The sequence below is a fragment of the Streptomyces sp. NBC_00683 genome, assembly GCF_036226745.1.
In the GTDB taxonomy this organism is placed as follows: domain Bacteria; phylum Actinomycetota; class Actinomycetes; order Streptomycetales; family Streptomycetaceae; genus Streptomyces.
In genome coordinates, this window is the sequence record NZ_CP109013.1 from 1,486,953 (window position 1) to 1,507,359 (window position 20,407).

Genomic DNA, 20,407 nt, shown 5'->3' on the forward strand with positions numbered 1-20,407 from the left:
CATCTCCCGACCGGTTCGCGAATGATCGAAAACGGACAGAACGCGCTCCGGGGCGGCAGGTGGGACACCCGGCTCGGCTCCCGGGTCGCCGGCTCAGCCCCTCGGTGCGCCGTCGCCGAGGCGCGGGAGACGGAAGCGCCGCCCGTCTCGAAGCTCAACCAGCGAAACCTGAAGCGGCTCCTGCTGTGAACTACCAGCAGGAGCCGCTTCAGGTGAAGCAGGGTGGAGCTGAGGACCCGTTCGGCTCAGCCCACCTTTTCCAAGGTAAAGCCATCGGCGTGTGCGCTCGCGGCATAGTCGCCGAAAGTAGTCATACCGATCACGACGCCGACGGTTTCTCCCACTTCATCGCGTTTCGACTCGACGCTCGCAATCTCCACTCCCTGACTGTCTTCCTCGAGAACCCGTAGGGAGTGATCCCCAGGGGGCCAGAAGTAGTCGGGAAGTTTCTGGTCCGAACGCCGCTCGACGCGAAGGCTCCAGTCCGTCCAGTCGGTCAGCATGTAACTTCCCCCGCCGACCAGATTCAGCTGAAGACCGACAACATCGCCATCTCCGTCAATCACCTCGGCCACACAGGTCACTTTATGGCCGATGAGCGAATCTGCTGGCAGGAACATCACACCTTTGGGCTCCTCAGTGCGAGAAAGGCTCATACTTTTTGGTGGCGCCTTCTTACCACTTGTTCGGTCCACTCAACGGGAACATCGAAACGAACTCCCATCACCCTTGGTGATGAGCAGGTCATTGTCCTTCTTGTAGAACCAGTAGTCGTCGGCCCCGCCCTGCCCCGGCCGGTAGGCACCTTGGCGTGCTTCGTCGGGGCGGATCGAACCGACTCTATGCGGTCCGCGCCGCACGACCTGACGAAGATTCAGCGAACCTACTTTGGGACGCAGTTCGGCCACGTAGGCCCGAACGCCGGCGGCGGTGGCGTGGGGCCCGGCCCGCACCTCTGCCCTCCTGCGTCCGACCTCCGGTCGCCGTGATGAACATCCCCGCAGGAATCGTGACCGTTCCCGGCGGGCCGGCTCTCCGCGCTCCGGAAAGAAGCAGCCGCCCTCGGGACGAGCGGGTGCAGGCGTCGTCCCGGCCGGTTACGGCGTGTGACCGATGACGCCGACCGGCACTCCACGGTGTGAAGGTCTGCTCATGAATGGTCGGGTTTCCTCAGCCGGCCTTGCGGGTCCTGCTTACCCCGGAGTAACAAGACGATCATGAACCTCTTCAGCCGCAGTTCCACCCTCCGACGCCCAGCGGCCCCGAACGCCCCGGTGGCCTCCACGCCCCCCACAGCCGCGGTGGTGCCGGACCCGGCCCTGGCGGCTCTCACGGGAGAGTGGATGATCGACCCCGCGCACAGCAGGATCGGGTTCTCCGTGCGGCACGCCATGGTGACGACAGTGCGCGGCTCCTTCGCGGAGTACGAGAGCCGCCTCTACTTCGACGGCCGGAACCCGGCCCGTTCCAGGGCCGAGATCGCACTGGCCACCGCGAGCGTCGACACGGGCGTGGAGCAGCGTGACGCCCATCTGGTCGGCCGTGACTTCCTGGACGCCACGAGGCACCCGCGGATCACCTTCACCAGCACCGCCGTGCAGATGGCGAGCAAGGAGGTCTTCCGCATGACCGGCGACCTCACCATCAGGGGAATCGCTCGCCCGGTAACCCTGGACCTCACCTACATCGGTTACGTGACCGACCCGTTCGGGTACGAACGCGTCGGCTTCGACGGCACCACCACCATCAACCGTTCCGACTGGGGCCTGACCTACAACGCGAGGCTGGCCGAGGGCGGGGCGATGGTGAGCGAGAGGCTCCGCCTCCAGTTCGACATCGCCGCGATCCGCGCCACGGGCTGACCCAGGACGTCCAACGGCACGTGGTCAGGTCCGCCGCCCGAGCCGGACGAAGCGACTGCCCCGGTCAGGCGTCGATGGGGAGCAACTGGACCAGCCCGACCGAGTTTCTGTCGTCCGCCTCGGTGTGGACGGCGCGAACCGTCCAGCGACCCGCGGGCAGTGGGACGGGCGCCTGAGCGGGCACCCCGCCGCCGGGATAATCGACGCCCAGATCGGCTCCCGCCTCCGCGGAGTCCATGAGTACGGCCGGGCCGTCCGACGCCCATGTGCCGCACTCCTCCCACTCGGTGGCGGGGTCCGCGAGCACTGCCTCGGCTGCTGCCTTCAGTCCGTCCTCGGAGTCGGCGCCGAGCCAACGCAGGAATGCCTGATGCTCAGGCAGGAAACAGCTGGTGGCCGGCTCGTCCGCCAGGACAAGGGCTTGTGCGCCGCTGTCGCCGACGGCGATCACGCCCGCCAGATCGTCCACCGCGCAGGCGCGGTCGTAATCGTCCGGAGCGCTCGCGTCCCCCACGATGACACCGGCCTCGGTGCACCCGTTCCAGGAAGCCAGTGCGGAGACCGGAATGACGACCAATGGGCCGCCCATCGACTCCACCCAGACAGAGGTGGCGTCGAATGTGTCGGCTGAGGTGGACCGATAGGTGCTCATGGCGAAAGTGTGGCGCCACCCACTGACAACACGCGCTGCCGGGTGCGAGCCGGCAGAAGCCTGGCCTCAGAGGCCGCCCAGTTCGGCTGCGAGGTCCGCATCGCGCATACCGGGGAAGGCGTAACCGTCGGTCTCCTCCCACGGGACGTCGAGGTCGTCCAGGTGCACGCGCCACTCCGCTCCCGGAAGAGCACGGCGCAGCTCGGTGACCGAACCCAGCACATGGTCGAGCACGGTCAGCACTCGGTCAGGATCGAGCGGCATCTTGGTGGACCCGGCAACCACCTCGTCCGGTCGGCTGTCATCGCTGTCGTACAGGTACAGACTCTCCTGGTCCTCGTACGGGAAGGACGCCATGTGGGCGGCGACAATGCGCTCGACATCGGCCGTCTCGGCATCCGTCAGCGGCATCGCCCGGCTCGCGCAGTAATACAGAGAGACACTCATGGCCCGAGCGTACTGAGGGGGTACGACAGTCGCCGGACGCCGCAACCGGTGGGCTCGCGGCTGCCGTGCCCTTCAGCGGCTGAGCTGTCGCCGAGGGGCCGGAATCCTGTGGTGGGATGGCGCCGTGAGCCGCACCGTGGAAGAGACCAACCGCCGCATGCTCCGGGCAAGGGACGCGATGGACCGTGCGTACGCGCAGCCACTGGACGTACCGGCGCTGGCCAGGATCGCCCATGTGTCACCGGCGCACTTCGCCCGCACCTTCCGGGCCACCTTCGGCGAGACACCGCACCGCTACCTGCAGCGGCGCCGCGTCGAGCGGGCGATGTTCCTGCTGCGGGAAACCGACCGCAGTGTCACGGACATCTGTTACGAGGTCGGCTTCGGCAGCACCGGTACCTTCAGCCGCACGTTCCGCGACATCGTCGGCCGGTCGCCGAGGACGTACCGCAAGGAGACGGCGGCCACGAACGTACCCACGTGCTTCACGAAGGCATGGACGCGGCCGAGTGGCTGAACGCCGGTGGGTCCCCTCCACCCGGCCCGACGGCTGAGCAGTTTTGGATAAGTTTTCGCCCGGCCCGCCGACTAGCGTGATGCACATGTTCAACGCAATCACACACTCACAGATCTTCGTCCTCGACCAGGACCAGGCCCTCGACTTCTACGTCGGCAAACTCGGCCTGGAGGTGAACGCCGACGTCGACATGGGCTTCATGCGCTGGCTCACGGTCAGCGTCCCCGGCCACCCCGACCGCCAGGTCCTGCTGGAGAAGCCGGGCCCTCCGGCGATGTCCGAGGAGACAGCCGAGCAGGTCCGCGAACTCCTGACCAAGGGCGCGCTGGGCAGCGCGCTCATCCTCACCACGGACGACTGCCGCAAGACGTACGAGACGTTGCTGGCCCAGGGCGTGGAGTTCACGGATGAGCCGACGGAGCGCCCGTACGGGATCGACTGCGGCCTGCGCGACCCCTTCGGCAACCACCTCCGCTTCACCCAATTGAAGGCCTGAAGAGCGCGGCCGCGGGGGCGCCGGGATCGCGGCGGCGGTCACGCCGTCGCCACCGGTGGGCGGGCGACCCGCCCGCCAGCGACGGGGAAGAAGCGCCTTCATCCCTACAGGAGAGCGATGTGTCCATGATCAAAGTTGAGTTCTCCGTGCGCGCCGGGCAGGGAGAGCCCGGTGGGTACGACCTCGGGGACATCTCCTGTGAGGGAGAAAACGGCACGGCAGGATCGGACGGCCATGTTCCCGACCAAGGAATGATGATCTATCCGTCGGTGACCCTCCTGCTCGACTCTCTCAGGACACTCCTCACCGGCGAGAAGAGAATGGTCGCGTTCATAGGCGCCGACACATCTTTCCGGCTCGATTTCACGCGTGACAACAAAGGATTTGTGTCGGTATCGACAAAGGGAACGCCCCTGGGGAGATCAAGCATTGAGGATCTTGTGCATGCCTTCCTCCGCCCAGCCCAAGAGCTTGCGGAAGGGGACCTCTCACGCCTCCCCTCAGGGGATGCAGCGCAAAGCGACTACCTTGCAGCTCTACGGGATCTGCGCGCGACAATCACGTGCGCCTGACTGCCACGGTCCCGGCCGTCAGGGCGCGAGCCCGGCCGTCCCCCGGAAGTGCGGGCACTCCATGAAGTCCTCGTGCTCGCAGGCGAGCGCACACTCGATCAGGTCCAAGGACACCTGCGCGGCGGCGATCCGGGAACCCAGCGCCTCCGCCTCCCGGCGCAGGACCGACCAGCGCGCGCCGGGAGCGGACGCCGAGACCAGCGTGCGGATGGCATCGAGGCCGAGCCCCGCCACCGTTCCGCGCGACTGAGCGGGAGCACCACCTCAGGCCGCGGCCGTCGCGGCGGCAGTCAGCGCGGCTGCTCCGCCGCCGAGGCGTGCGCTGCCTGGTGGAGGCCGGGGTGTGAGGCGGGTAGCCCTCCCGGATCAGACCTGAGGCACCACCCGCACCCCGAAGCCGTAGGAGCCGAGGGCCTCGGCGATCCCCATGAAGAGCAGGCTGTAGTGCTCCTGACCGCGCGCGGTGGTGATGCCGCCGAGGTCGAGCAGCGAGTCCGAGGGCCAGCCCAGGTCGTTCAGCAGGGCGACGGCCGTAGCCTTGGCCGCTGCGTCCTCGCTCGACAGGAACAGGGTGCTGGGGCCCTCAACTGAGTCCGGTGCCACCATGAGCCGGGCGTCGACGGTGCAGAGCGTCTTGACGACCCGTACGTCCGGGAACGTCCGCTGGATCTCCTCGCCCAGGCTCTCCAAGGGGTGCGAGAGCGAGCCGTCCTCGCCGAAGCCGACCGCGACGTCGATCAGTACTTTGCCGGCCAGGGCAGGCGCCCCGACTCCCGCGAGCAGCTCTACGGACGCGGTGCCAGGTGTCGCGTTGACCACCACCTCTGCACCAGCCACGGCCGCTGCCGTGTCCACGACCGGGATGTCGTCCCCCACCGCGGATGTCAGTTCCGACCGCAGTTGCGCGTCGTCCGGCCGCCGCGATCCGAGTACGACGTCGTGTCCCGCTCGGGTCCAGCCCATGGCCAGCGCCCGTCCTACATTGCCCGTTCCTAAGATTCCGATTCTCATGGTCGTGACGCTATGACGGACCGTCCCGCCGTCGCCTCGGCCCGAAGACCGGTCTGCCCTCCCCCATGAGCCCTACGCCTCCGGCCCCGGCCGGTAGGGATAACCCCCCGCTGAGGACGCCGGGTTGCCGCAATGCACAGACACCTGTGCACAGACGACTGTGTACGTATGCCACAGCAACCCGCTGCACCCCGGCCCGCAGAGCCGGAACGTCCGTCCCCGGCGCCCGTCGAGATCGGCGATCTCGCCGCGCTCAAGGCACTCGCCCAGCCGCGCCGTCAGCGCGTGCTCGAGCACCTGACCCTGCACGGGCCCGCCACGTCGGCGATGCTCGCCCGTGCCCTCGGGCTGAACACGGGGTCGACCAGCTACCACCTGCGCGAGCTGGCCAGGTACGGCTTCGCCGAGGAGGCGGACGCCACGGACGGGGCGGAGGTTGCGGCATCCGGGCGTCGGCAGCGCTGGTGGCGGGCTGTCCCCGGTGACCGGCGCTTTCCGCCGCGCAGCCGTCAGAGCCCTGAGACGCGGCACGTCATGGACGAGCTGAACCACCATGCGTACGCCGCCGACCTGGACCTCTTCGAGCGGCTCCAGCGCGACGCGGACGACGGCCCCTGGGCGGACGCGTTCCCGTACTCGCGCGGCACCGTCCGGCTCACGCTGCCCGAACTCCACGCGTTCTTCGAGGAGTACATCGCTCTCCTCAACAGGTACAAGCGGCCCGATTCCGAGACACCGGCCGGCGCCCGCACCCTGCTCACCCGGTTCCTCGCCTTCCCCGCTCCCGAGCCCACGGCTGACGGCGACGCCACCGGGGCCGGCCGGGAAGACGCCCACGTATCCCACAGCGGAGAGACGGACCCCTCATGATGCTGCGCTACGCCCTGAAGACCGTCCGTGCGCGCAAGGCAGGCTTCGCCGGTGCCTTCGTCGCTCTCATGTGCGCCGCAGCCATGATCACCGCGTGCGGAACCCTCCTGGAGACGGGACTGCGCGGCACCATCCGCACCGAGCGCTACGCCGCTGCTCCGGTCATGGTCTCCGCCGACCAGAATGTCCACCGGACCACCGTCAAGCAGAAGAAGGGCAAGACCAAGGTCAAGCACAAGGCCAAACCCATCGCCGAACGTGCCTGGCTCCCCGCGGACATCGGGCAGACCCTCGCCGATACTCCCGGCGTCGGCCGCGTGATCCCCGAACTGACCTTCCTGGCCGAGCCACTGACCCCGGGCGGTACCGGCGGCCGGGCCGCATACGGACACGACTGGGCGTCCGCCGAGCTGACCCCGTACCGGCTGACCGCGGGCTCCGCCCCCACAGCGGCCACCGATGTGGTCATCGACCGCTACCTCGCCGAGCGCGCCCGCCTGGAACCTGGGGACCGCCTCACCGTCCAGTCGACGCAGGCCCCGCGCTCCTACCGCGTCTCAGGTGTGGCCGCTCCCGCCACAGCCGTTCGCCACCAGACGTCCCTCTTCTTCTCCGCCGCCGAGGCCCGCCGTCTCGCCGACCGCCCGGGCCAGGTCACCGCCTTCGGTGTCCTCCCGGACGCCGGGACGGCTACCTACAAGGGCCCTCTGGGACGGGCCGTGGCCGAGGCGCTGCACGGCACCGGCGCGCAGGTCAGTACAGGCGACGCGCGGGGCCCGGTGGAGTTCCTGGACGCCGCCGCAGGGCGCATCAAGCTGGTCAGCATGGGCGGGGCGATGGCCGGCACCTCGCTGCTCGTGGCGATCCTGGTGGTGGTCGGGACCTTCGCGCTCACCGTCCAGCAGCGCCACCGCGAACTCGCCCTGCTCCGCGCCATCGCCGCGACCTCCGGCCAGATCCGCAGGCTGCTCGGGCGCGAGGCCCTGATCGTCGGAGCGGCCGCGGGCACGGCCGGAGCCCTGGTGGGCCTTCCCCTCGGCGGGTGGCTGCACGGCAGGTTCGTCAGCCTGGGCGCCGTGCCCGCCACGCTTCAGCACACCGTCAGTGTGTTCCCGGCGCTCGCCGCCGTCACCGCGACCCTGTTCGGCGCCTGGGCAGCCGCACGGATCGCCTCCCGCAGGGTTTCCCGGATCCGGCCGGCCGAAGCGCTGGCCGAGGCCCAGATCGAGTCCACCCGGCCCGCGTGGGGCCGCCTCGTCGCCGGCTCTCTGCTGCTCGTCGGAGGTGGCGTCCTCGTCGCCCTGCTCGGCGTCCTGCACACCGAGCCCGCCTCGACACCGGTGACGTTCCTCGCGGTCGTCGTCCTGTCCGCCTCCGTCGCCCTGCTCGGGCCTCTCCTGGTCAGGGGAGCAGCTTTCGTCCTCGCCGGTCCCCTGCGCCTGACCGGCCACGGCGGCAGGCTCGCCACCGCCAACATCCGTGGCACCGCCGCCCGTATGGCCTCCGTCGTCACACCTCTCACTCTGCTCGTCGGCATGACCTGCACGGTGCTCTTCGTCCAGCCCACCCTCGGGAACGCCGCCCGCACCGAGGCCCGCGAGGGCGTCGTCGCAGACTGGGTTGTCACGTCCCAGGGACCGGGCGTCCCGGCCGAGGCGGCGCAACGGCTGCGTACGCACGACGACGTCGTCACCGAGGTGGTCCGTACGACGGTCAGGGTAGGCCTGGACAAGTACACGGCCCAGGGCGTCACTCCGGCAGGCCTCACCCGCACCTGGAACCCGGACGTCACCGCCGGCTCTCTCGAAGGGCTCACCCATCACACCATCGCGGTCAGCGAACTGGCGGCAGAACGGCTCCACTTGAAACCCGGAAGCACCCTGAAGCTCACGCTCGGCGACGGCACACCCGCCACGCTCACGGTCGCGGCCGTCTACGCCAGAGGCCTCGGCTTCGGAGACCTCACCCTCGTGCACGACCTCGTGGCACGCCACGTCGACAACCCGCTCTCCGCCTCACTCCTCGTCAGCACGAAGCGTACGCAGGCACATGTCACTTCCACGCTGCGGGAGTTCCCGGGTGTCACCACCCTCTCGCCGACTGCCGCGGACTCGTTGCAGGCGCAGCGCCAGCAGTCTGCCGCCGAGGTCAACCTCATCGCCATGGGACTTGTCCTTGCCTTCACCGCCATCGCCGTCGTCAACACACTCGCCATGTCGGTCTCCGAGCGCATCCGGGAGTTCGCACTGCTGCGGCTCGTCGGGGCAACACGCCGTCAGGTACTGCGCATGCTGCGCATCGAGGCCCTGTCCGTCCTTCTTCTGGCCACCGCACTCGGCAGCTCCATCGCCCTGGCCATCCTGACCGCGTTCAGCCTCGGCATGACGGGCCGGGCGGCACCGACCGTCACCCCTCTCGTGTACGTCACGGTTGTCGCCGGAGCCGGACTGCTCGCGCTCGTCGCAACTGCCTTGCCCGGTCGCGTTGCCCTGCGGGTTCCCGCAGTGACGGTGGCTACAGCCAGGGAATAGCGTCCGCCGGGTGCGACGGCGGAGAGGCGTAGAGCCGGTGCCCCACCGGCTCTACGCCTCCGGCATGCACCCTGGCTCCGCCCCGAACGCACTCTCCGCATGCGCACGGAACGTGCGAGCAGGCCGTCCGGTCATCCGCTCGACGGTCCCGGTGACACGGTTCTCCGCACCGTCGGCGATGGCCCGGTCCATGCCGGCCAGCATGGCAGCGAACTCCTCGGGAAGGCCCTCGGCGGCAAGGCGGTCGCGCATCTGTTCGTACGTGAGCTGCCGGTGCACAACCGGTCGCCCGGTGACCTCGGCCATGACGGCCGCGACCTCGTCGTAACTCAGCGCCTCCGGACCGGTGATGACAAGATCCGTATCAGGCGACTCGACGTCCGCGAGGGCCCGCACGGCGACCTCCGCGATGTCGTCGGCGTCCACGAAGCCGACTCTTCCGCTCCCGGTCGCGCTCGACACAGCGCCTTCCTTGCGGATGCTCTCGGCATGCGGGTGGCGGCCGGTGAAGTTCTGCATGAACCAACTGGGTCGCAGCACGGCCCACTCACCGAACAGCCCGTCGGCAAGCACCTCGTGCACCCGCCCGACTCCGGGCCCGCCCACGGGGATGGCCGAGGAGCTGAGCAGCACGACCCGCCGCACCCCTGCCGCGAGAGCCTGCTCCAGGAAGGGCGGCATGACGGCGGCGGGTTCCGGATCCCCGATGGGCGGTACGAGATAGGCGCGGTCGACACCCCGCAGTGCGGGGCCGTAGGTCTCGGCGTCGTACCAGTCGAACCGGACCTCGCGCGCACCAGCCGCCGTCCCGGCGGGTCGGCGGGAGGCCCGGGTGATGGCGTGGCCGAGCCCGGAGAGCCGGGCGACGACACGGCTGCCCGTGTTGCCGGTCGCTCCGGTGACCAGAACAGATGCACGAGTAGTCACTGTCTTCTCCTCCTCTTCCCTCACACTCACGCTCACGCGCTGGGGAAGAACTTCAGGTGCTCCGGGGAGCCGGGGATGGCGAGGGGGTTCCAGTAGTCGCGGTAGTGGGTGATGCGGCCGCCCTTGACGGTGACGACGGCGACGGGACTCCTCCGGCGCGTACGGGAACTCGACCACCACGTCGTCGTCGAACGGTGCGACCCAGCCGTCGATGTCGTTCTCCAGCAGAAGCCGCAGGCTGTGGCTGTGCAGGCGCTCAGGGCTCATCGCTTCACTCACTGGACGGCCACCCCTAGAATGTGGACCGCCAGTCCGTTTAATGATTGAAACCATACGGACCGATAGTCCGTTTAGCAAGGAGAGGTCATGACCCAGCGCAAAGAGCGCGCCGACGCCCTGCGCAACCGCGAGGCCGTCCTTGCCGCGGCCGACGACCTCTTCGCGAGCAGCCAAAGCCCTCGCAGCGTGTCCATGGACGACGTCGCTGCGGCTGCCGGAGTCGGCAAGGGCACGCTGTTCCGCCGGTTCGGCGACCGCACGGGCCTCATCCAGGCCCTGTACGAGGCCCGCATCCAGCCTCTGCGCGACGCGGTGGATTCAGGCCCGCCGCCGCTCGGCCCCTCGACCCCGCCGCACGACCGCGTTCGGGCCCTGCTCGACGCCGTACTCCGCTTCAAGCTCGACAACCGCCACCTCGCCCTGGCCCTGGAGGAGGCAGGCAGCGGCAGTCCCTACCATGCGGAGCACTACACGTGGTGGCACCGCACACTCCGGGACACGCTGCGGCAGATCCCCTCGGTCCCGTCCGGCGACTTCGCGGCGCACGCCCTGCTGGCCGCGACCCGCGCCGACCTCGTCGAACACCTGTCGGGCCAGGAGCACTTCACGGCTGATCTAATGAGGTCGGAGCTGGCTTCGTACGTGTCAAAGGTCCTGGCCGACGACAACGACAGTGATGACTGACCGTCGCTCCGGACACGGCGGGCAGCGGAGCGCCGACGACATGAACTGGTGTGCGTATCGGTACTGTTGAGGCGCAGGTGCGCTGAAGAGTTCAGCGTTCACGCCTCGGTTGGAAGACGGACGGTACCCATGACGGACCACGCGACAACGCCCGACTCGGCGGCGCAGCAGAAGATCGACACGTCGGTCCCGCACTCCGCCCGGATCTGGAACTACTGGCTGGGCGGGAAGGACAACTATCCCGTCGACGAGGCGGCCGGCGACGCGTACAGCGCCGTCTTCCCCGGCATCGTCACGATCGCCCGCAGCAGCCGCGCCTTTCTGAGCCGCAACATCACTCACCTGGTCACCGACGCGGGCATCCGGCAGTTCCTGGACGTCGGTACCGGCCTGCCGACCGAGGACAACACCCACGAGGTCGCCCAGCGGCTCGCCCCCGACGCCAGGATCGTCTACGTCGACCACGACCCGATGGTCCTCACGCACGCCCGCGCCCTGCTCACCTCCACCCCCGAGGGGGCGACCGCCTACATCGACGCCGAACTGACCGACCCCGACCGCATCCTCGCGGTCGCCGCCGAGACGCTGGACCTCACTCGCCCCACTGCCCTGATCCTCAGCAACATCTTGGGCCACGTCGCGGACTACGACCAGGCACGCAGCATCGTCAGCCGCCTGATGGACGGACTGCCGTCCGGCAGCTACCTCTCCATCAACGACGGTTCACGGGGCACCGACGCCGACTACGAACAGGCCCAGGACGCCTACAACGAAACCGGTGCGGTCCCCTACTTCCTGCGCCCCGTCGACAGGATCGAGGGGTTCTTCGACGGCCTCGAACTCCTGGACCCCGGGGTCGTCTCGGTCCCGCTCTGGCGCCCGGCCCCCGGCGCCCCCGTCCTGGAGGCCATCGGTGAGCACGGCGGCCTGGCCCGCAAGCCCTGACGATCAGCGTTCCGCGGGACGGCCTCCCGGCTTCTGCCACACGGAGACATGTGACCTGCTGGACGCGATAAAAGGCGCCTCGTCCCAGTCGGCCCACCGTTCGGCCAGGTCCAGCCCGGCGAGCTTCGCCATCAGGTCGAGCTCGGAGGGCCAGACATAGCGGTGGGGCGAGCGGAAAGTGGAACCGCCGCGTGCGTCGACGATCGTGTAGTGGTGGGAGACCACCTGCTGATTCACCAGGTCGTACGTGTCGAAGCCGACGTGGTGCTCGCCGACGTGGAACGGGCGGGCGGTCTCGCCGGGTGGCAGACGCTGGAGTTCGGGGACGAAGACCTCGATCACGAACCGGCCGCCCGGCTCCAGGTGCCTCGCGGCGTTGCGAAAGCACGCGACCTGTTCGTCCTGGGTGAGCAGGCAGGTGATGGCGTTGTAGACGAGGTAGACCAGGCTGAACGTGCCCGGCGCCCGGCAGGTCGTCATGTCTCCCACGGTCACCACCACATCGCGGCCACCAGGCTTCCTGGCGAGCTCCCGGGCCATCGGCTCCGACTTCTCGATCCCGGCCACACGCATGCCTCGCGCACTCAGCGGGAGCGCGACGCGCCCGGTTCCCACCGCGAACTCCAGCGCCGGCCCTTGACCGGCACGGCGCTCGAGAAAATCAACGGTTGGGCCCAGGACTTCGGGCCTGTACATGTGCGCCGATGACTCGTCGTAGCCCAGTGCCACCTGTTCGTTCCACACGTCCGGGTCCATGCGGCCGAAGGCTGCCAGGCCGCGCGGTGTCCGAGCCACCGGATTTCGCGCTACGTCCCCGCCTGAACCGGTCAGCGGCCGCTGTCCGCGCATTCGTCACTGTTGCCGCCGCTGCGGCACTGATGTCCCTGGGAACCTCGATCGTTCGCAGGCGGGGCACCGGGATCCTGCGGGGCGCACGGCACTCCGGCCGGCGTCGGGCACCGCGGCAGCGGCGCAGGGTGGGCCCGCTCGTGCTCGGCCGTCCCCACGGCGATGGTGGCTGCCAGTACGACCGCGCCGACCAGCAACTGGACCGACCCCGCGTACGGATGCCCCGAGCGCAGGAACAGCCCGGCGACCACGAAGACGGCCAGGGTGAACGCGCCGAGCCAGAGGACCGGGACCCAGTCCATCGGGGGCGGTCCGACGTGCCCCGGTGATTCTATCTTCTGTCTCGTCGACTGGGCCCAGCCCCGCATGCCCAGCGACAGGGCTATCAGGAAGACGACAGGGATCTCGACGATCAGGGCAAGCACGGTCAGGCACCCGCCCCCGAGAGTGTTGCCGCCGGGTTCCGGGGCATCCGGGAGACGGTGCGCGACCCCCGGCAGGAGCGGGGTGCCGGAGCCCGGTTCTGTGGTCATGAACGAAACCTTGGTACGGAACCACGCACTCCACGCCACCGTCCGTCAAGGCGAGACCGAGTTGTGCCCTCCGTGCGCGAGAGCAGCAACGACCGGTGGCTGTCCCGATTGGATGCGGTTCGCGGCCGGCAGCGGACCTCGCCATCGCCCCCGGCCCCATGTGCTCCTGACGCCCCGCGTCGCTCGTCCGACCACGGGACAGCTCAACCCGCGCACACCCGTTGCACCATGGCGAGCACGTGGCTCCGGGTGCGCGGTGGCATCTCACCACCTCCGCTGCGACTACGGCTGCCCATCCAACATAGGGTCGCGCACATGTGGGCGGAAGTGGACTTGATCGACTGGGCAGCGCTGAGGCACAACTACGGGTCGGCCGAGGACGTGCCCGGCCTGCTGCGCCGGTGCGCGGGACCGAATCCGGAGGATGCGGAGATCGCGGCGGACGACCTCCTCAACCACCTCTTCCATCAGGGCGGCTACATCTGCTCCGCCGCCCCGGCCACGCTGCCGTTTCTGCTGCGACTGGCCGCGACACCGGACGTGCCGAGCCGTCGCACACTGCTGGAACTCGTTTCGAGGCTGGTGTCCGAGGCCGTGCTGGTCGCCGAGAAGTGGGTGGACCCCGGCTGGCCATCGGCATGGGAGCGCGCCTTGCCGGAGGTGCTGGTCCTCCTCGACGCCCCTGAGCCTGAGATACGGCGAGCCGCAGCCGACGTGATCGGCTCCTGCCGGAGTCCCGGTGAGCTCACTCTGCCTGCGTTGCTACGGCGCTGGCAGGCGGAGGACGATCCGGCGACGCGTCTCGACCTGATCCTCGCAATCGGCCGAGCGGCTCTTCAGGAGCCGACCGGCGAACACGGCACCGCGGTCCGCCACTTGCTCCGCGAACTGCTCGATGCTCCGGAGGCGCAGATACGCCTGGCAGCGGTGCACGCGATCGCCCCGGCCGACCCGGCCCTTCCGGCGCAACAGCTGGGCATGCTGTTGGAAGCGGTACGGGATCCGAGCGTCGAGTTGTGGCAGCACACCAGCGCGGTGGAGAGCGGTGTGCAGGGTGTTCACCACTGGACGGCTGCGCTGCTCACCGGCCCCTCTCCCTCTTTCACACTCGGCCTGCTGGATGACCACCCCGACGTCGAGCAGCGGATCGGCGGCCTGGCACGTGCGGGCGGGCTGTTGGCGCAGTGGCGCTCACCGACCACCGCGCTTCTTCCACGTCTCGTCGCACGGCTGGACGATCCTGCCGCCGAGGTCCGTTTCCGCGCGGCCGAGCTGCTGGCCTGCCTCGGTCCGGCGGCCGCGGCTCACGCCGATGAGGTCGCCGCGCTGCTCGGCGACACCGATGCCCGGACCACACGCAAACGGGAGACCGTCGCCGAAGCAGCCGTGTGGGCGCTGGCCCGGATGAACGACCCTCGCTGCGTGCCGGGCCTGATCGATGCGGCGGCTCACCCACGATCCGGTTTCGCTTCCAATTCTGCTCACTACCCATCCGCCGACTGGCATTACGCGGTCCTCCCCGCGGTCCATGAGGTCGTCGGCCACCTCCCCGACCATGCCGGACTGCTTCTTCCCATGATCTGCGGCCGGCTCGATACCGCTGTGGCCGACCACGTACTCAACTCGTACTGCCAAGTACTGGCGGGCTGGGGGCCCGCTGCAGATGCAGCAGTTCCGCAACTGCTCGGCCTGCTGGAGGACGATCGGACCTGGCCGGCGGCAGCGAGAGCACTGGCAGGGATCGGAAGAGCCGGGAACGGGGCGCTGGAACCCCTGTTGGCCCGGTCGGTCTCCGACGGAGCACACACGGAACTGGCGGCCTGGGCCTCTTACAAGGTCGGTGGCGAACCCGGCCCGGCCCTGGAGGCACTTGGACGAACCGTCACCGAGCGAGGCTTCCCGCGCCCTGCCCTGCAGATGCTCGCCGACCTGGGCACGCACGCCGCCGCCTACGCGGACCGGCTCCGGACAATGACCTCCGACACCGAACCCTGGACCCGTATCGAAGCAGCACACGCCCTGTGGGCTGTCACCGGTGACACCGAAACCACCGTACCGGCCCTGATGACTGCCTTGCGAGGGCTGGCCGACGGTACCTGCCGGCCGGTCATGCTCCCCGCAGTGCGCTACCTGGCCCGCATCGGCCGCGCCGCCCGGCCCGCCGCCCAGCTCGTGCGTGGTGTACCGACAAGCGATCGGCGGCTTCGCAGCAGCGGCGGCTGGCGGGGCTTCACTCAGGACGAGTCCTTCAGCACCGCCGTTCGCGAGCTGCTCGCCGCGTGCGACTGACGCGCCAGGAACCGCGATCGGGACGAGGTGGCCATCACCACGGAACGTGATCTTCGCGGACGGGCTCGTACGTAGCGAATGAGCTGCCCCGAATTTCGGGGAATCGGTCAGTAGTCGAGGCTCGGTTCCCAGCCGTCGCGGCCCCGCGGAGTCAGGTCGAGGAGGTGCCACGCGGGGGCCAGGAGGTCGATCCCCCGCTCGTCGAAGTCGTCGGACATGCGTGGATGGGCGGAGTAGAAGTGGCGGATCGTGCCGTCGCCGTCGCGGGTGAAGACGGAGACGGTGGACTCCTGTTCGCCGTCCTCGTCCTCGCTGGCCGTGTCGTACTTGAACGTGCTGTCGCCGCAGCTCAGGAACCGGAGCCGGTGCCAGCCGCGGTTGCGGGCGTGCTGCCGCAGGGCGGGCAGGTCGGCTGCTGCGGCGATCACGAAGTCGGCTTTGCGGGCAATGTGGGGGGCGATGCCGTTGAAGCCGTCGATCCACATGGTGCACATGGGGCACGGCTCGGTCTGCAGCTTGCCGTACATGAACTGGTAGACGATCAGCGGGCGCCCGGGAGCGGTGAACAGTTCACTCAGGGCGACCTCGCGGACCGGTGTGTCGCCGGCGTCGAGGTCGGCGGGGCCCTCTATGAACACGTAGTCGTCGACGGGCGGCCCCGGCGGCTGCGCCCGACGTTGCGCGGCGACCTTCTCGCGTTGGCGCATGAGGTCGAGCTCGGCCTGGCGCAGGGCTTCGCGGGCGGCGATGTGCTCCGCTGTCTCCCCCGCCGGCCTTGTGTTCCGCGGCATCGCGTCCTCCTGGGTAGCCGTCCCTCCGGTAGCTCGGACCGGCTCCCGCGATCCCGGTCCCCGCGTCTCGAACCAGGCCACCAAGTTTATGGGCGCTCCGGGCCCGCCGACACTTGAGCAAGGACCGGCCGGTGTGCATCCGCGAGTGGGCCGACGGACGTGCGAGCGCCGGGGTGCCTGCTGGGGTAATCGCATCGACCACCGGGGGGGGGTGGCTGCTGCCGAGCCCGTTCAGCGTCCGCCTGCCAGAATCGCCGGATGACTGAGGACGACAGCGACCGCGGCTACTTGCTGGACAACAAGCAGTCGGAGGCGGGTATCCGCTTCGGAGCCCTCGCGGAGCTGTTCGATCCGGTGACGTTCCGGCACGTCGACCGGCTCGGGATCGGTGCCGGCATGCGGTGCTGGGAGGTCGGCGCGGGCGGTCCCTCCGTACCCCTCGGGCTGGCCGAGCGAGTCGCCCCGACCGGTGCGGTGGTCGCCACCGACATCGACGTGTCCTGGACCCGGGACGTCGCCGGCGGCGTGATCGAGGTCCGGACCCACGACGTGGCGGCGGACCCGCCGCCGCCCGGCGGCTTCGACCTCGTACACACACGGTTGGTCCTGGTGCACGTCACCGACCGCGCCGAGGCACTGCGCCGGATGGTCCAGGCGCTGCGGCCCGGCGGCTGGCTGCTCCTGGAGGACGCCGACCCCTCTCTGCAGCCGCTGCTGTGCCCGGACGAGTCGGGTCCCGAACAGCGTCTCGCCAACCGGCTGCGGTCCGGCTTCCGCACCCTGATGGCGGCGCGCGGCGCGGACCTCGCGTACGGGCGGACCCTGCCGAGGGTGCTCCGCGAAGCCGGTCTGGACGATGTGCAGGCGGACGCGTACTTCCCGATCACCTCGCCGGCGTGCGCGGTACTCGAGGATGCGACGGTGCGACAGATCCGCCACCGTCTGGTGGGGAACGGAATTGCCACCGACGAGGAGATCGACCGCCATCTGGCGAACGTTGCCACTGGCCGTCTCGACCTGGCCACCGCCCCGATGATCTCCGCGTGGGGTCGGCGTCGCCCGTAGCCCTCACCCGGCCGTACGCAGGCGGCTCAGGACAGAATTGACCCATGGTTTCAGCGCTTGAATGCACCTCTTGGCATGTCATTCGGCTGCCTAGAGTGGTGATCACGAGGTTGGGGCGAACGCCCGGGCCTTGATCGCCAAGCAGGGAGTGCCTGATGAACACCACCGCGCTGAAGCCCGTTCTGACCCGTTCCGCGACTGCGGAAACCACCAGTGACCCGAGCAGTGTGATGACCCTGCTCGCCGATTACGGGACCGACGGGAGCTCGCTCACCAGCTACCGCTCCTCCTTCACCAAGGGTGCGGTCGGTGCCCCCGCCCACTTCCACACCAAGGCCTCGGAGCTGTTCTTCGTCCTCGACGGGTCACTCCAGGTCCTCGTCGACGACACGGTCCAGGTCCTGGACAAGGGGGACTTCCTCCTCGTTCCGCCCCACACCGCCCACGCCTTCGCCGCAGCCCCCGGCGCCGAGGCCGACGTCCTGTTCGTCTTCACCCCCGGGATGCCCCGCTTCGACTACCTTCGCCTTCTCGGCCGGGTCATGCGCGGGGAAGCCGACTTCCAGGAGATCAAGGACTCTTCCGAGCTGTACGACAACCACTACGTCGACAGCCCCGCGTGGGACGCAGTCCTCAAGGCCGCCAAGTAGCCGGAAAAGGCGAGACCATCGCTTCAACTGGTATCAATAATTGCGGACATGACCATCTCGAGCAGAAGAGCTGAAGTGTTCGTCGGCGGTGCACCCGACCACCGGTTCAGTGGCCCCGCGACCGGCGACGAGCGGCGCATACTCCTTGGCTTCCTCGGAGATCACCGCGCGACTCTGGAGCTGAAATGCGCCGGCCTGGGAGATGAACTGTCCCGGCGGTCCGTGGAGCCGTCCACGCTCTCCTTGCTCGGCCTGGTCCGACACCTCGCCGATGTGGAGCGCCGTTGGTTCCGGCGGGTGTTGGCCGGGCAGGACGCTCCACCCCTGTTCTCCTCGGAGGATGACCCGGACCGGGACTTCGACGGCGCGGTGTCCGACCCGTCGGCGGTCGCGGGGGCGTGGGAGGCCTGGCGGGCCGAGGCGATGTTCGCCGAGACCTTTGCCAGGCAGGCGCCGCACCTCGACATCGTGGGTGATGACGCGTGGCGGGGAACCGTGTCGCTGCGCTGGGTGCTCATCCACATGATCGAGGAGTACGCCCGGCACAACGGGCACGCCGACCTGCTCCGCGAGCGGATCGACGGCGCCAGGGGCCTGTGAGAGCAGCCGATCCCAGTAGCCGTACTCAGGCGCGGGCGGTCGGCTCGGCGCAGTATTGCAGGCATGCTCACTGGGGTGGCGGATGCAGTCCTGGCAGTCCTGTTGACCGCACTGGAGGTGACCGCCCTGGTCGCGTTCTGGTTCCTGGAGGGGCTCAGGAAGTGGGGGGCCGGGGGTAAGCCGGTCGCCGGTTCCGAGGTTCGGCTCTGGGTGGTGCTGACGGCCGGGCCCGCCGGATCGGCCGGGATCGGTTACGGGGCCGTCCGGACCGGACTGCCGGCGACCGCCGTCGCTCAGGCCCTGGTCGCCGCCGCACTCGCGGCGGTTCTGGCACTGGGGATCGGCACGGAGTGCTCCCGATGGGCCGCCCGGTCCTTCCGCCGGCACCGTTCCGGGCATCGGAATCGGCGCGCCAAGTCCCTGTAGGCCCGGAACCTGGGCACGTACTCAGCCCGGGACGAGTGCATCCCACTGGTCCCGGGTCGGCCCGTCGTGCACCGGCGAGAAGTCCGGGCGGGCGGCCAGCCATGCGGTGACGTGTCGGTCCACCTCGTCGGTGCCGTAGGCGTCGTGCGCCGTTCGCAGGAGGTGGCGTACCTGGGCTCGGGCTCTCATGACGACCGGGTCGTCGAAGGCGCAGGCGGCCACGGCAGCGGCGCGCCGGTCCATGGGTGGTGAACTCTGCGCGAGGCGCTGCCCGTTGGTGCTGTCGGCCTTCACCTGTTCGTCGAACCACGGCCGGAGGGCCTCTGCCGTCCAGGCCTGGTAACCGGTGGGGTCTTCGGCGATCCGGTCGACATGGTGGGCGAGGTGCTGGGCGGCGAGCAGGCCGAGGGCCACGCCGTGGCCGAAGGTGGGGTTGGTGTGGATGAGGCTGTCCCCTGCGTTGACCAGGCCGGTGACGACGGGTCCGTCGTCGTCGGCGAGTGCGGTCCAGCGGTTGTCCAGGCCGGCCATCGCCAGGACGGCTGTCTGTGGTTCGGGGGCCAGGTCGAGCCAGGCGGCGGTGGCGGGGAAGCGGCGGGCCGCGGCCTCGAACACGGCGGGGTCGGTGAGCGCGCCGCGGGTCGGATCACCCGTGGAGAGGACGATGCTCACCGCGAAGGTGTCGTTGTCGGAGGGGAAGACACCCGCGAACGCGAACGGTGCGGCCGAGCCCGTCTTCACCCGCCCGGGGTCACGCGGGCCTTCGGCACGCAGGCGGTACCAGCGGCACAGATAGGCGATCCCGGTGCGGTGGCTGTCGACCACGGGCGGACGGCAGCCGGCCGCCTTCAACCAGGCGGGAACCGGTGAGCGACGACCGGACGCATCGACGACGAGGTCCGCCGGGTGTGTTTCCGTGCCCACCCGCACGCCGGTGACCCGGGCCGGGCGGCCCTCCCGGACCATGAGGGCGCTCACCCGGCAGCCTCGCCGCACCTCGACGGTGGGTTCCCGCCGCACCGCCGCTGTCAGGGCGGCCTCCAGCACGATGCGGCGGGTGCGCAGGGTCACCAGGTCCTCGTCGCCGGCCCGGTGCGGCGGATGCTCGCCGAACCAGTCGAACTCGTGGTACTCCCGGGCTCCGCGCGCCAGCACGTCCGCGTAGACATCAGGGGCCTCGGTGCGCAGTACGGTGCGCACGGGTGCGAGGAGCGAGTGGGGCTGGATCGCCTGCGGGATCCGGGGCCTGCCCCAGTGGAAGAAGTCCCGGTTCAGATCCTCGCCGGCCTGCCGCGCGTCCTGCTCGAACAGCGTGACCGGATGGCCCCGCCGGCCAAGCATGAGCGCCGTCCCCAGCCCGCTGATACCTCCACCGACCACCGCAACCCGCGCCACTGAAGATCCCCTTCGC

At 69.5% G+C, this 20,407-nt stretch carries 24 protein-coding genes; 14 read left to right on the plus strand and 10 right to left on the minus strand.

All coding sequences use genetic code 11. From position 1 onward, the window contains the following. The first annotated feature begins 21 nt into the window (after nt 1-21). Nucleotides 22-189, plus strand: a complete 168-nt coding sequence (locus OG257_RS06590; protein WP_329205578.1) for a hypothetical protein — start codon at nt 22-24, stop codon at nt 187-189. A 56-nt stretch (nt 190-245) separates the two neighbouring features. On the opposite strand, the gene OG257_RS06595 is transcribed toward OG257_RS06590, so the two are convergent. Beyond that, complete coding sequence (locus OG257_RS06595) at nt 246-623, minus strand: hypothetical protein (protein WP_329205580.1); 378 nt, start codon at nt 621-623, stop codon at nt 246-248. A gap of 594 nt (nt 624-1,217) precedes the next feature. Here OG257_RS06595 and OG257_RS06600 point away from each other — a divergent pair. Then, nucleotides 1,218-1,862: a YceI family protein gene (locus OG257_RS06600; protein WP_329205582.1), complete on the plus strand. Its 645-nt coding sequence runs from the start codon at nt 1,218-1,220 to the stop codon at nt 1,860-1,862. Between the two features lie 64 nt (nt 1,863-1,926). Here OG257_RS06600 and OG257_RS06605 read toward each other — a convergent pair whose 3' ends face one another. Beyond that, entirely contained in the window at nt 1,927-2,514 is a 588-nt protein-coding gene (locus OG257_RS06605; protein WP_329205584.1) for an Imm21 family immunity protein, read from the minus strand. A gap of 66 nt (nt 2,515-2,580) precedes the next feature. Beyond that, nucleotides 2,581-2,961 (minus strand): hypothetical protein, encoded by a 381-nt coding sequence (locus OG257_RS06610; RefSeq protein WP_329205586.1) that lies wholly within the window; start codon nt 2,959-2,961, stop codon nt 2,581-2,583. A gap of 124 nt (nt 2,962-3,085) precedes the next feature. Between OG257_RS06610 and OG257_RS06615 the strand changes: the two genes are divergently transcribed. The 3 genes from OG257_RS06615 to OG257_RS06625 all read left to right on the plus strand — a co-directional run bounded on the left by OG257_RS06615 (nt 3,086) and on the right by OG257_RS06625 (nt 4,546). Continuing rightward, nucleotides 3,086-3,478, plus strand: coding sequence for an AraC family transcriptional regulator (locus OG257_RS06615; RefSeq protein WP_329205588.1), 393 nt, complete (start codon nt 3,086-3,088; stop codon nt 3,476-3,478). An 85-nt stretch (nt 3,479-3,563) separates the two neighbouring features. Then, a complete protein-coding gene (locus OG257_RS06620; protein WP_329205590.1) occupies nt 3,564-3,974 on the plus strand; it encodes a VOC family protein in 411 nt (136 codons plus the stop codon). A gap of 119 nt (nt 3,975-4,093) precedes the next feature. Beyond that, nucleotides 4,094-4,546, plus strand: a complete 453-nt coding sequence (locus tag OG257_RS06625) for a hypothetical protein (protein ID WP_329205592.1) — start codon at nt 4,094-4,096, stop codon at nt 4,544-4,546. Nucleotides 4,547-4,564: 18 nt separating this feature from the next. On the opposite strand, the gene OG257_RS06630 is transcribed toward OG257_RS06625, so the two are convergent. Further along, nucleotides 4,565-4,780 carry a hypothetical protein gene (locus tag OG257_RS06630; protein ID WP_329205594.1) on the minus strand — a complete coding sequence of 72 codons (216 nt, stop codon included), beginning with the start codon at nt 4,778-4,780 and terminating at the stop codon, nt 4,565-4,567. Nucleotides 4,781-4,912: 132 nt separating this feature from the next. Then, nucleotides 4,913-5,557 carry an NADPH-dependent F420 reductase gene (locus tag OG257_RS06635; protein WP_329205596.1) on the minus strand — a complete coding sequence of 215 codons (645 nt, stop codon included), beginning with the start codon at nt 5,555-5,557 and terminating at the stop codon, nt 4,913-4,915. Nucleotides 5,558-5,725: 168 nt separating this feature from the next. Here OG257_RS06635 and OG257_RS06640 point away from each other — a divergent pair, with 168 nt between their 5' ends. Together OG257_RS06640 and OG257_RS06645 are read left to right on the plus strand one after the other, a co-directional pair. Further along, nucleotides 5,726-6,427, plus strand: coding sequence for an ArsR/SmtB family transcription factor (locus OG257_RS06640; protein WP_329205597.1), 702 nt, complete (start codon nt 5,726-5,728; stop codon nt 6,425-6,427). Further along, a complete protein-coding gene (locus OG257_RS06645; protein WP_329205599.1) occupies nt 6,424-8,958 on the plus strand; it encodes an ABC transporter permease in 2,535 nt (844 codons plus the stop codon). The genes OG257_RS06640 and OG257_RS06645 overlap by 4 nt, the downstream gene beginning before the upstream one ends. 51 nt (nt 8,959-9,009) lie before the next feature. Here OG257_RS06645 and OG257_RS06650 read toward each other — a convergent pair whose 3' ends face one another. Continuing rightward, the gene (locus OG257_RS06650) at nt 9,010-9,885 is read right to left on the minus strand and encodes an NmrA family NAD(P)-binding protein (RefSeq protein WP_329205600.1); all 876 of its coding nucleotides are present in this window, start codon (nt 9,883-9,885) and stop codon (nt 9,010-9,012) included. A 366-nt stretch (nt 9,886-10,251) separates the two neighbouring features. Between OG257_RS06650 and OG257_RS06655 the strand changes: the two genes are divergently transcribed. Both OG257_RS06655 and OG257_RS06660 read left to right on the plus strand, forming a co-directional pair. Then, a complete protein-coding gene (locus OG257_RS06655) occupies nt 10,252-10,848 on the plus strand; it encodes a TetR/AcrR family transcriptional regulator (protein WP_329205602.1) in 597 nt (198 codons plus the stop codon). A 129-nt stretch (nt 10,849-10,977) separates the two neighbouring features. Next, nucleotides 10,978-11,793, plus strand: coding sequence for an SAM-dependent methyltransferase (locus OG257_RS06660; RefSeq protein WP_329205603.1), 816 nt, complete (start codon nt 10,978-10,980; stop codon nt 11,791-11,793). Nucleotides 11,794-11,796: 3 nt separating this feature from the next. Here the strand turns inward: OG257_RS06660 and OG257_RS06665 are convergent, their stop codons facing one another. Together OG257_RS06665 and OG257_RS06670 are read right to left on the minus strand one after the other, a co-directional pair. Then, a complete protein-coding gene (locus OG257_RS06665; protein ID WP_329205604.1) occupies nt 11,797-12,549 on the minus strand; it encodes a class I SAM-dependent DNA methyltransferase in 753 nt (250 codons plus the stop codon). A gap of 71 nt (nt 12,550-12,620) precedes the next feature. After that, complete coding sequence (locus tag OG257_RS06670) at nt 12,621-13,175, minus strand: DUF6234 family protein (protein ID WP_329205605.1); 555 nt, start codon at nt 13,173-13,175, stop codon at nt 12,621-12,623. A gap of 228 nt (nt 13,176-13,403) precedes the next feature. Here OG257_RS06670 and OG257_RS06675 point away from each other — a divergent pair, with 228 nt between their 5' ends. After that, on the plus strand, nt 13,404-15,464 hold the full coding sequence (locus OG257_RS06675) for a HEAT repeat domain-containing protein (RefSeq protein ID WP_329205607.1): 2,061 nt from the start codon (nt 13,404-13,406) through the stop codon (nt 15,462-15,464). Between the two features lie 107 nt (nt 15,465-15,571). On the opposite strand, the gene OG257_RS06680 is transcribed toward OG257_RS06675, so the two are convergent. Continuing rightward, nucleotides 15,572-16,255: a DUF899 family protein gene (locus OG257_RS06680; protein ID WP_329205609.1), complete on the minus strand. Its 684-nt coding sequence runs from the start codon at nt 16,253-16,255 to the stop codon at nt 15,572-15,574. Nucleotides 16,256-16,513: 258 nt separating this feature from the next. Between OG257_RS06680 and OG257_RS06685 the strand changes: the two genes are divergently transcribed. The 4 genes from OG257_RS06685 (at nt 16,514) to OG257_RS06700 (ending at nt 18,996) form a co-directional block, all read left to right on the plus strand. Further along, nucleotides 16,514-17,320 carry a class I SAM-dependent methyltransferase gene (locus OG257_RS06685; RefSeq protein ID WP_329205611.1) on the plus strand — a complete coding sequence of 269 codons (807 nt, stop codon included), beginning with the start codon at nt 16,514-16,516 and terminating at the stop codon, nt 17,318-17,320. 155 nt (nt 17,321-17,475) lie between these two features. Then, entirely contained in the window at nt 17,476-17,970 is a 495-nt protein-coding gene (locus tag OG257_RS06690; RefSeq protein ID WP_329205613.1) for a cupin domain-containing protein, read from the plus strand. Between the two features lie 48 nt (nt 17,971-18,018). Continuing rightward, nucleotides 18,019-18,570 carry a DinB family protein gene (locus tag OG257_RS06695; protein WP_329205614.1) on the plus strand — a complete coding sequence of 184 codons (552 nt, stop codon included), beginning with the start codon at nt 18,019-18,021 and terminating at the stop codon, nt 18,568-18,570. A 75-nt stretch (nt 18,571-18,645) separates the two neighbouring features. Continuing rightward, a complete protein-coding gene (locus OG257_RS06700) occupies nt 18,646-18,996 on the plus strand; it encodes a DUF6234 family protein (RefSeq protein WP_329205616.1) in 351 nt (116 codons plus the stop codon). Between the two features lie 21 nt (nt 18,997-19,017). On the opposite strand, the gene OG257_RS06705 is transcribed toward OG257_RS06700, so the two are convergent. Continuing rightward, complete coding sequence (locus tag OG257_RS06705) at nt 19,018-20,391, minus strand: FAD-dependent oxidoreductase (RefSeq protein ID WP_329205618.1); 1,374 nt, start codon at nt 20,389-20,391, stop codon at nt 19,018-19,020. Nucleotides 20,392-20,407 lie beyond the last annotated feature (16 nt).

Bases quoted from the DNA above. Each gene is read 5' to 3' on its own strand.
- OG257_RS06635 (WP_329205596.1), bottom strand. From the start codon at position 5,557: ATGAGAATCGGAATCTTAGGAACGGGCAATGTAGGACGGGCGCTGGCC.
- OG257_RS06665 (WP_329205604.1), bottom strand. From the start codon at position 12,549: ATGGACCCGGACGTGTGGAACGAACAGGTGGCACTGGGCTACGACGAG.
- OG257_RS06680 (WP_329205609.1), bottom strand. From the start codon at position 16,255: ATGCCGCGGAACACAAGGCCGGCGGGGGAGACAGCGGAGCACATCGCC.
- OG257_RS06610 (WP_329205586.1), bottom strand. From the start codon at position 2,961: ATGAGTGTCTCTCTGTATTACTGCGCGAGCCGGGCGATGCCGCTGACG.
- OG257_RS06620 (WP_329205590.1), top strand. From the start codon at position 3,564: ATGTTCAACGCAATCACACACTCACAGATCTTCGTCCTCGACCAGGAC.
- OG257_RS06690 (WP_329205613.1), top strand. From the start codon at position 17,476: ATGAACACCACCGCGCTGAAGCCCGTTCTGACCCGTTCCGCGACTGCG.
- OG257_RS06670 (WP_329205605.1), bottom strand. From the start codon at position 13,175: ATGACCACAGAACCGGGCTCCGGCACCCCGCTCCTGCCGGGGGTCGCG.
- OG257_RS06660 (WP_329205603.1), top strand. From the start codon at position 10,978: ATGACGGACCACGCGACAACGCCCGACTCGGCGGCGCAGCAGAAGATC.
- OG257_RS06675 (WP_329205607.1), top strand. From the start codon at position 13,404: ATGGCGAGCACGTGGCTCCGGGTGCGCGGTGGCATCTCACCACCTCCG.
- OG257_RS06645 (WP_329205599.1), top strand. From the start codon at position 6,424: ATGATGCTGCGCTACGCCCTGAAGACCGTCCGTGCGCGCAAGGCAGGC.
- OG257_RS06605 (WP_329205584.1), bottom strand. From the start codon at position 2,514: ATGAGCACCTATCGGTCCACCTCAGCCGACACATTCGACGCCACCTCT.
- OG257_RS06590 (WP_329205578.1), top strand. From the start codon at position 22: ATGATCGAAAACGGACAGAACGCGCTCCGGGGCGGCAGGTGGGACACC.
- OG257_RS06640 (WP_329205597.1), top strand. From the start codon at position 5,726: ATGCCACAGCAACCCGCTGCACCCCGGCCCGCAGAGCCGGAACGTCCG.
- OG257_RS06695 (WP_329205614.1), top strand. From the start codon at position 18,019: ATGACCATCTCGAGCAGAAGAGCTGAAGTGTTCGTCGGCGGTGCACCC.
- OG257_RS06685 (WP_329205611.1), top strand. From the start codon at position 16,514: ATGACTGAGGACGACAGCGACCGCGGCTACTTGCTGGACAACAAGCAG.
- OG257_RS06600 (WP_329205582.1), top strand. From the start codon at position 1,218: ATGAACCTCTTCAGCCGCAGTTCCACCCTCCGACGCCCAGCGGCCCCG.
- OG257_RS06655 (WP_329205602.1), top strand. From the start codon at position 10,252: ATGACCCAGCGCAAAGAGCGCGCCGACGCCCTGCGCAACCGCGAGGCC.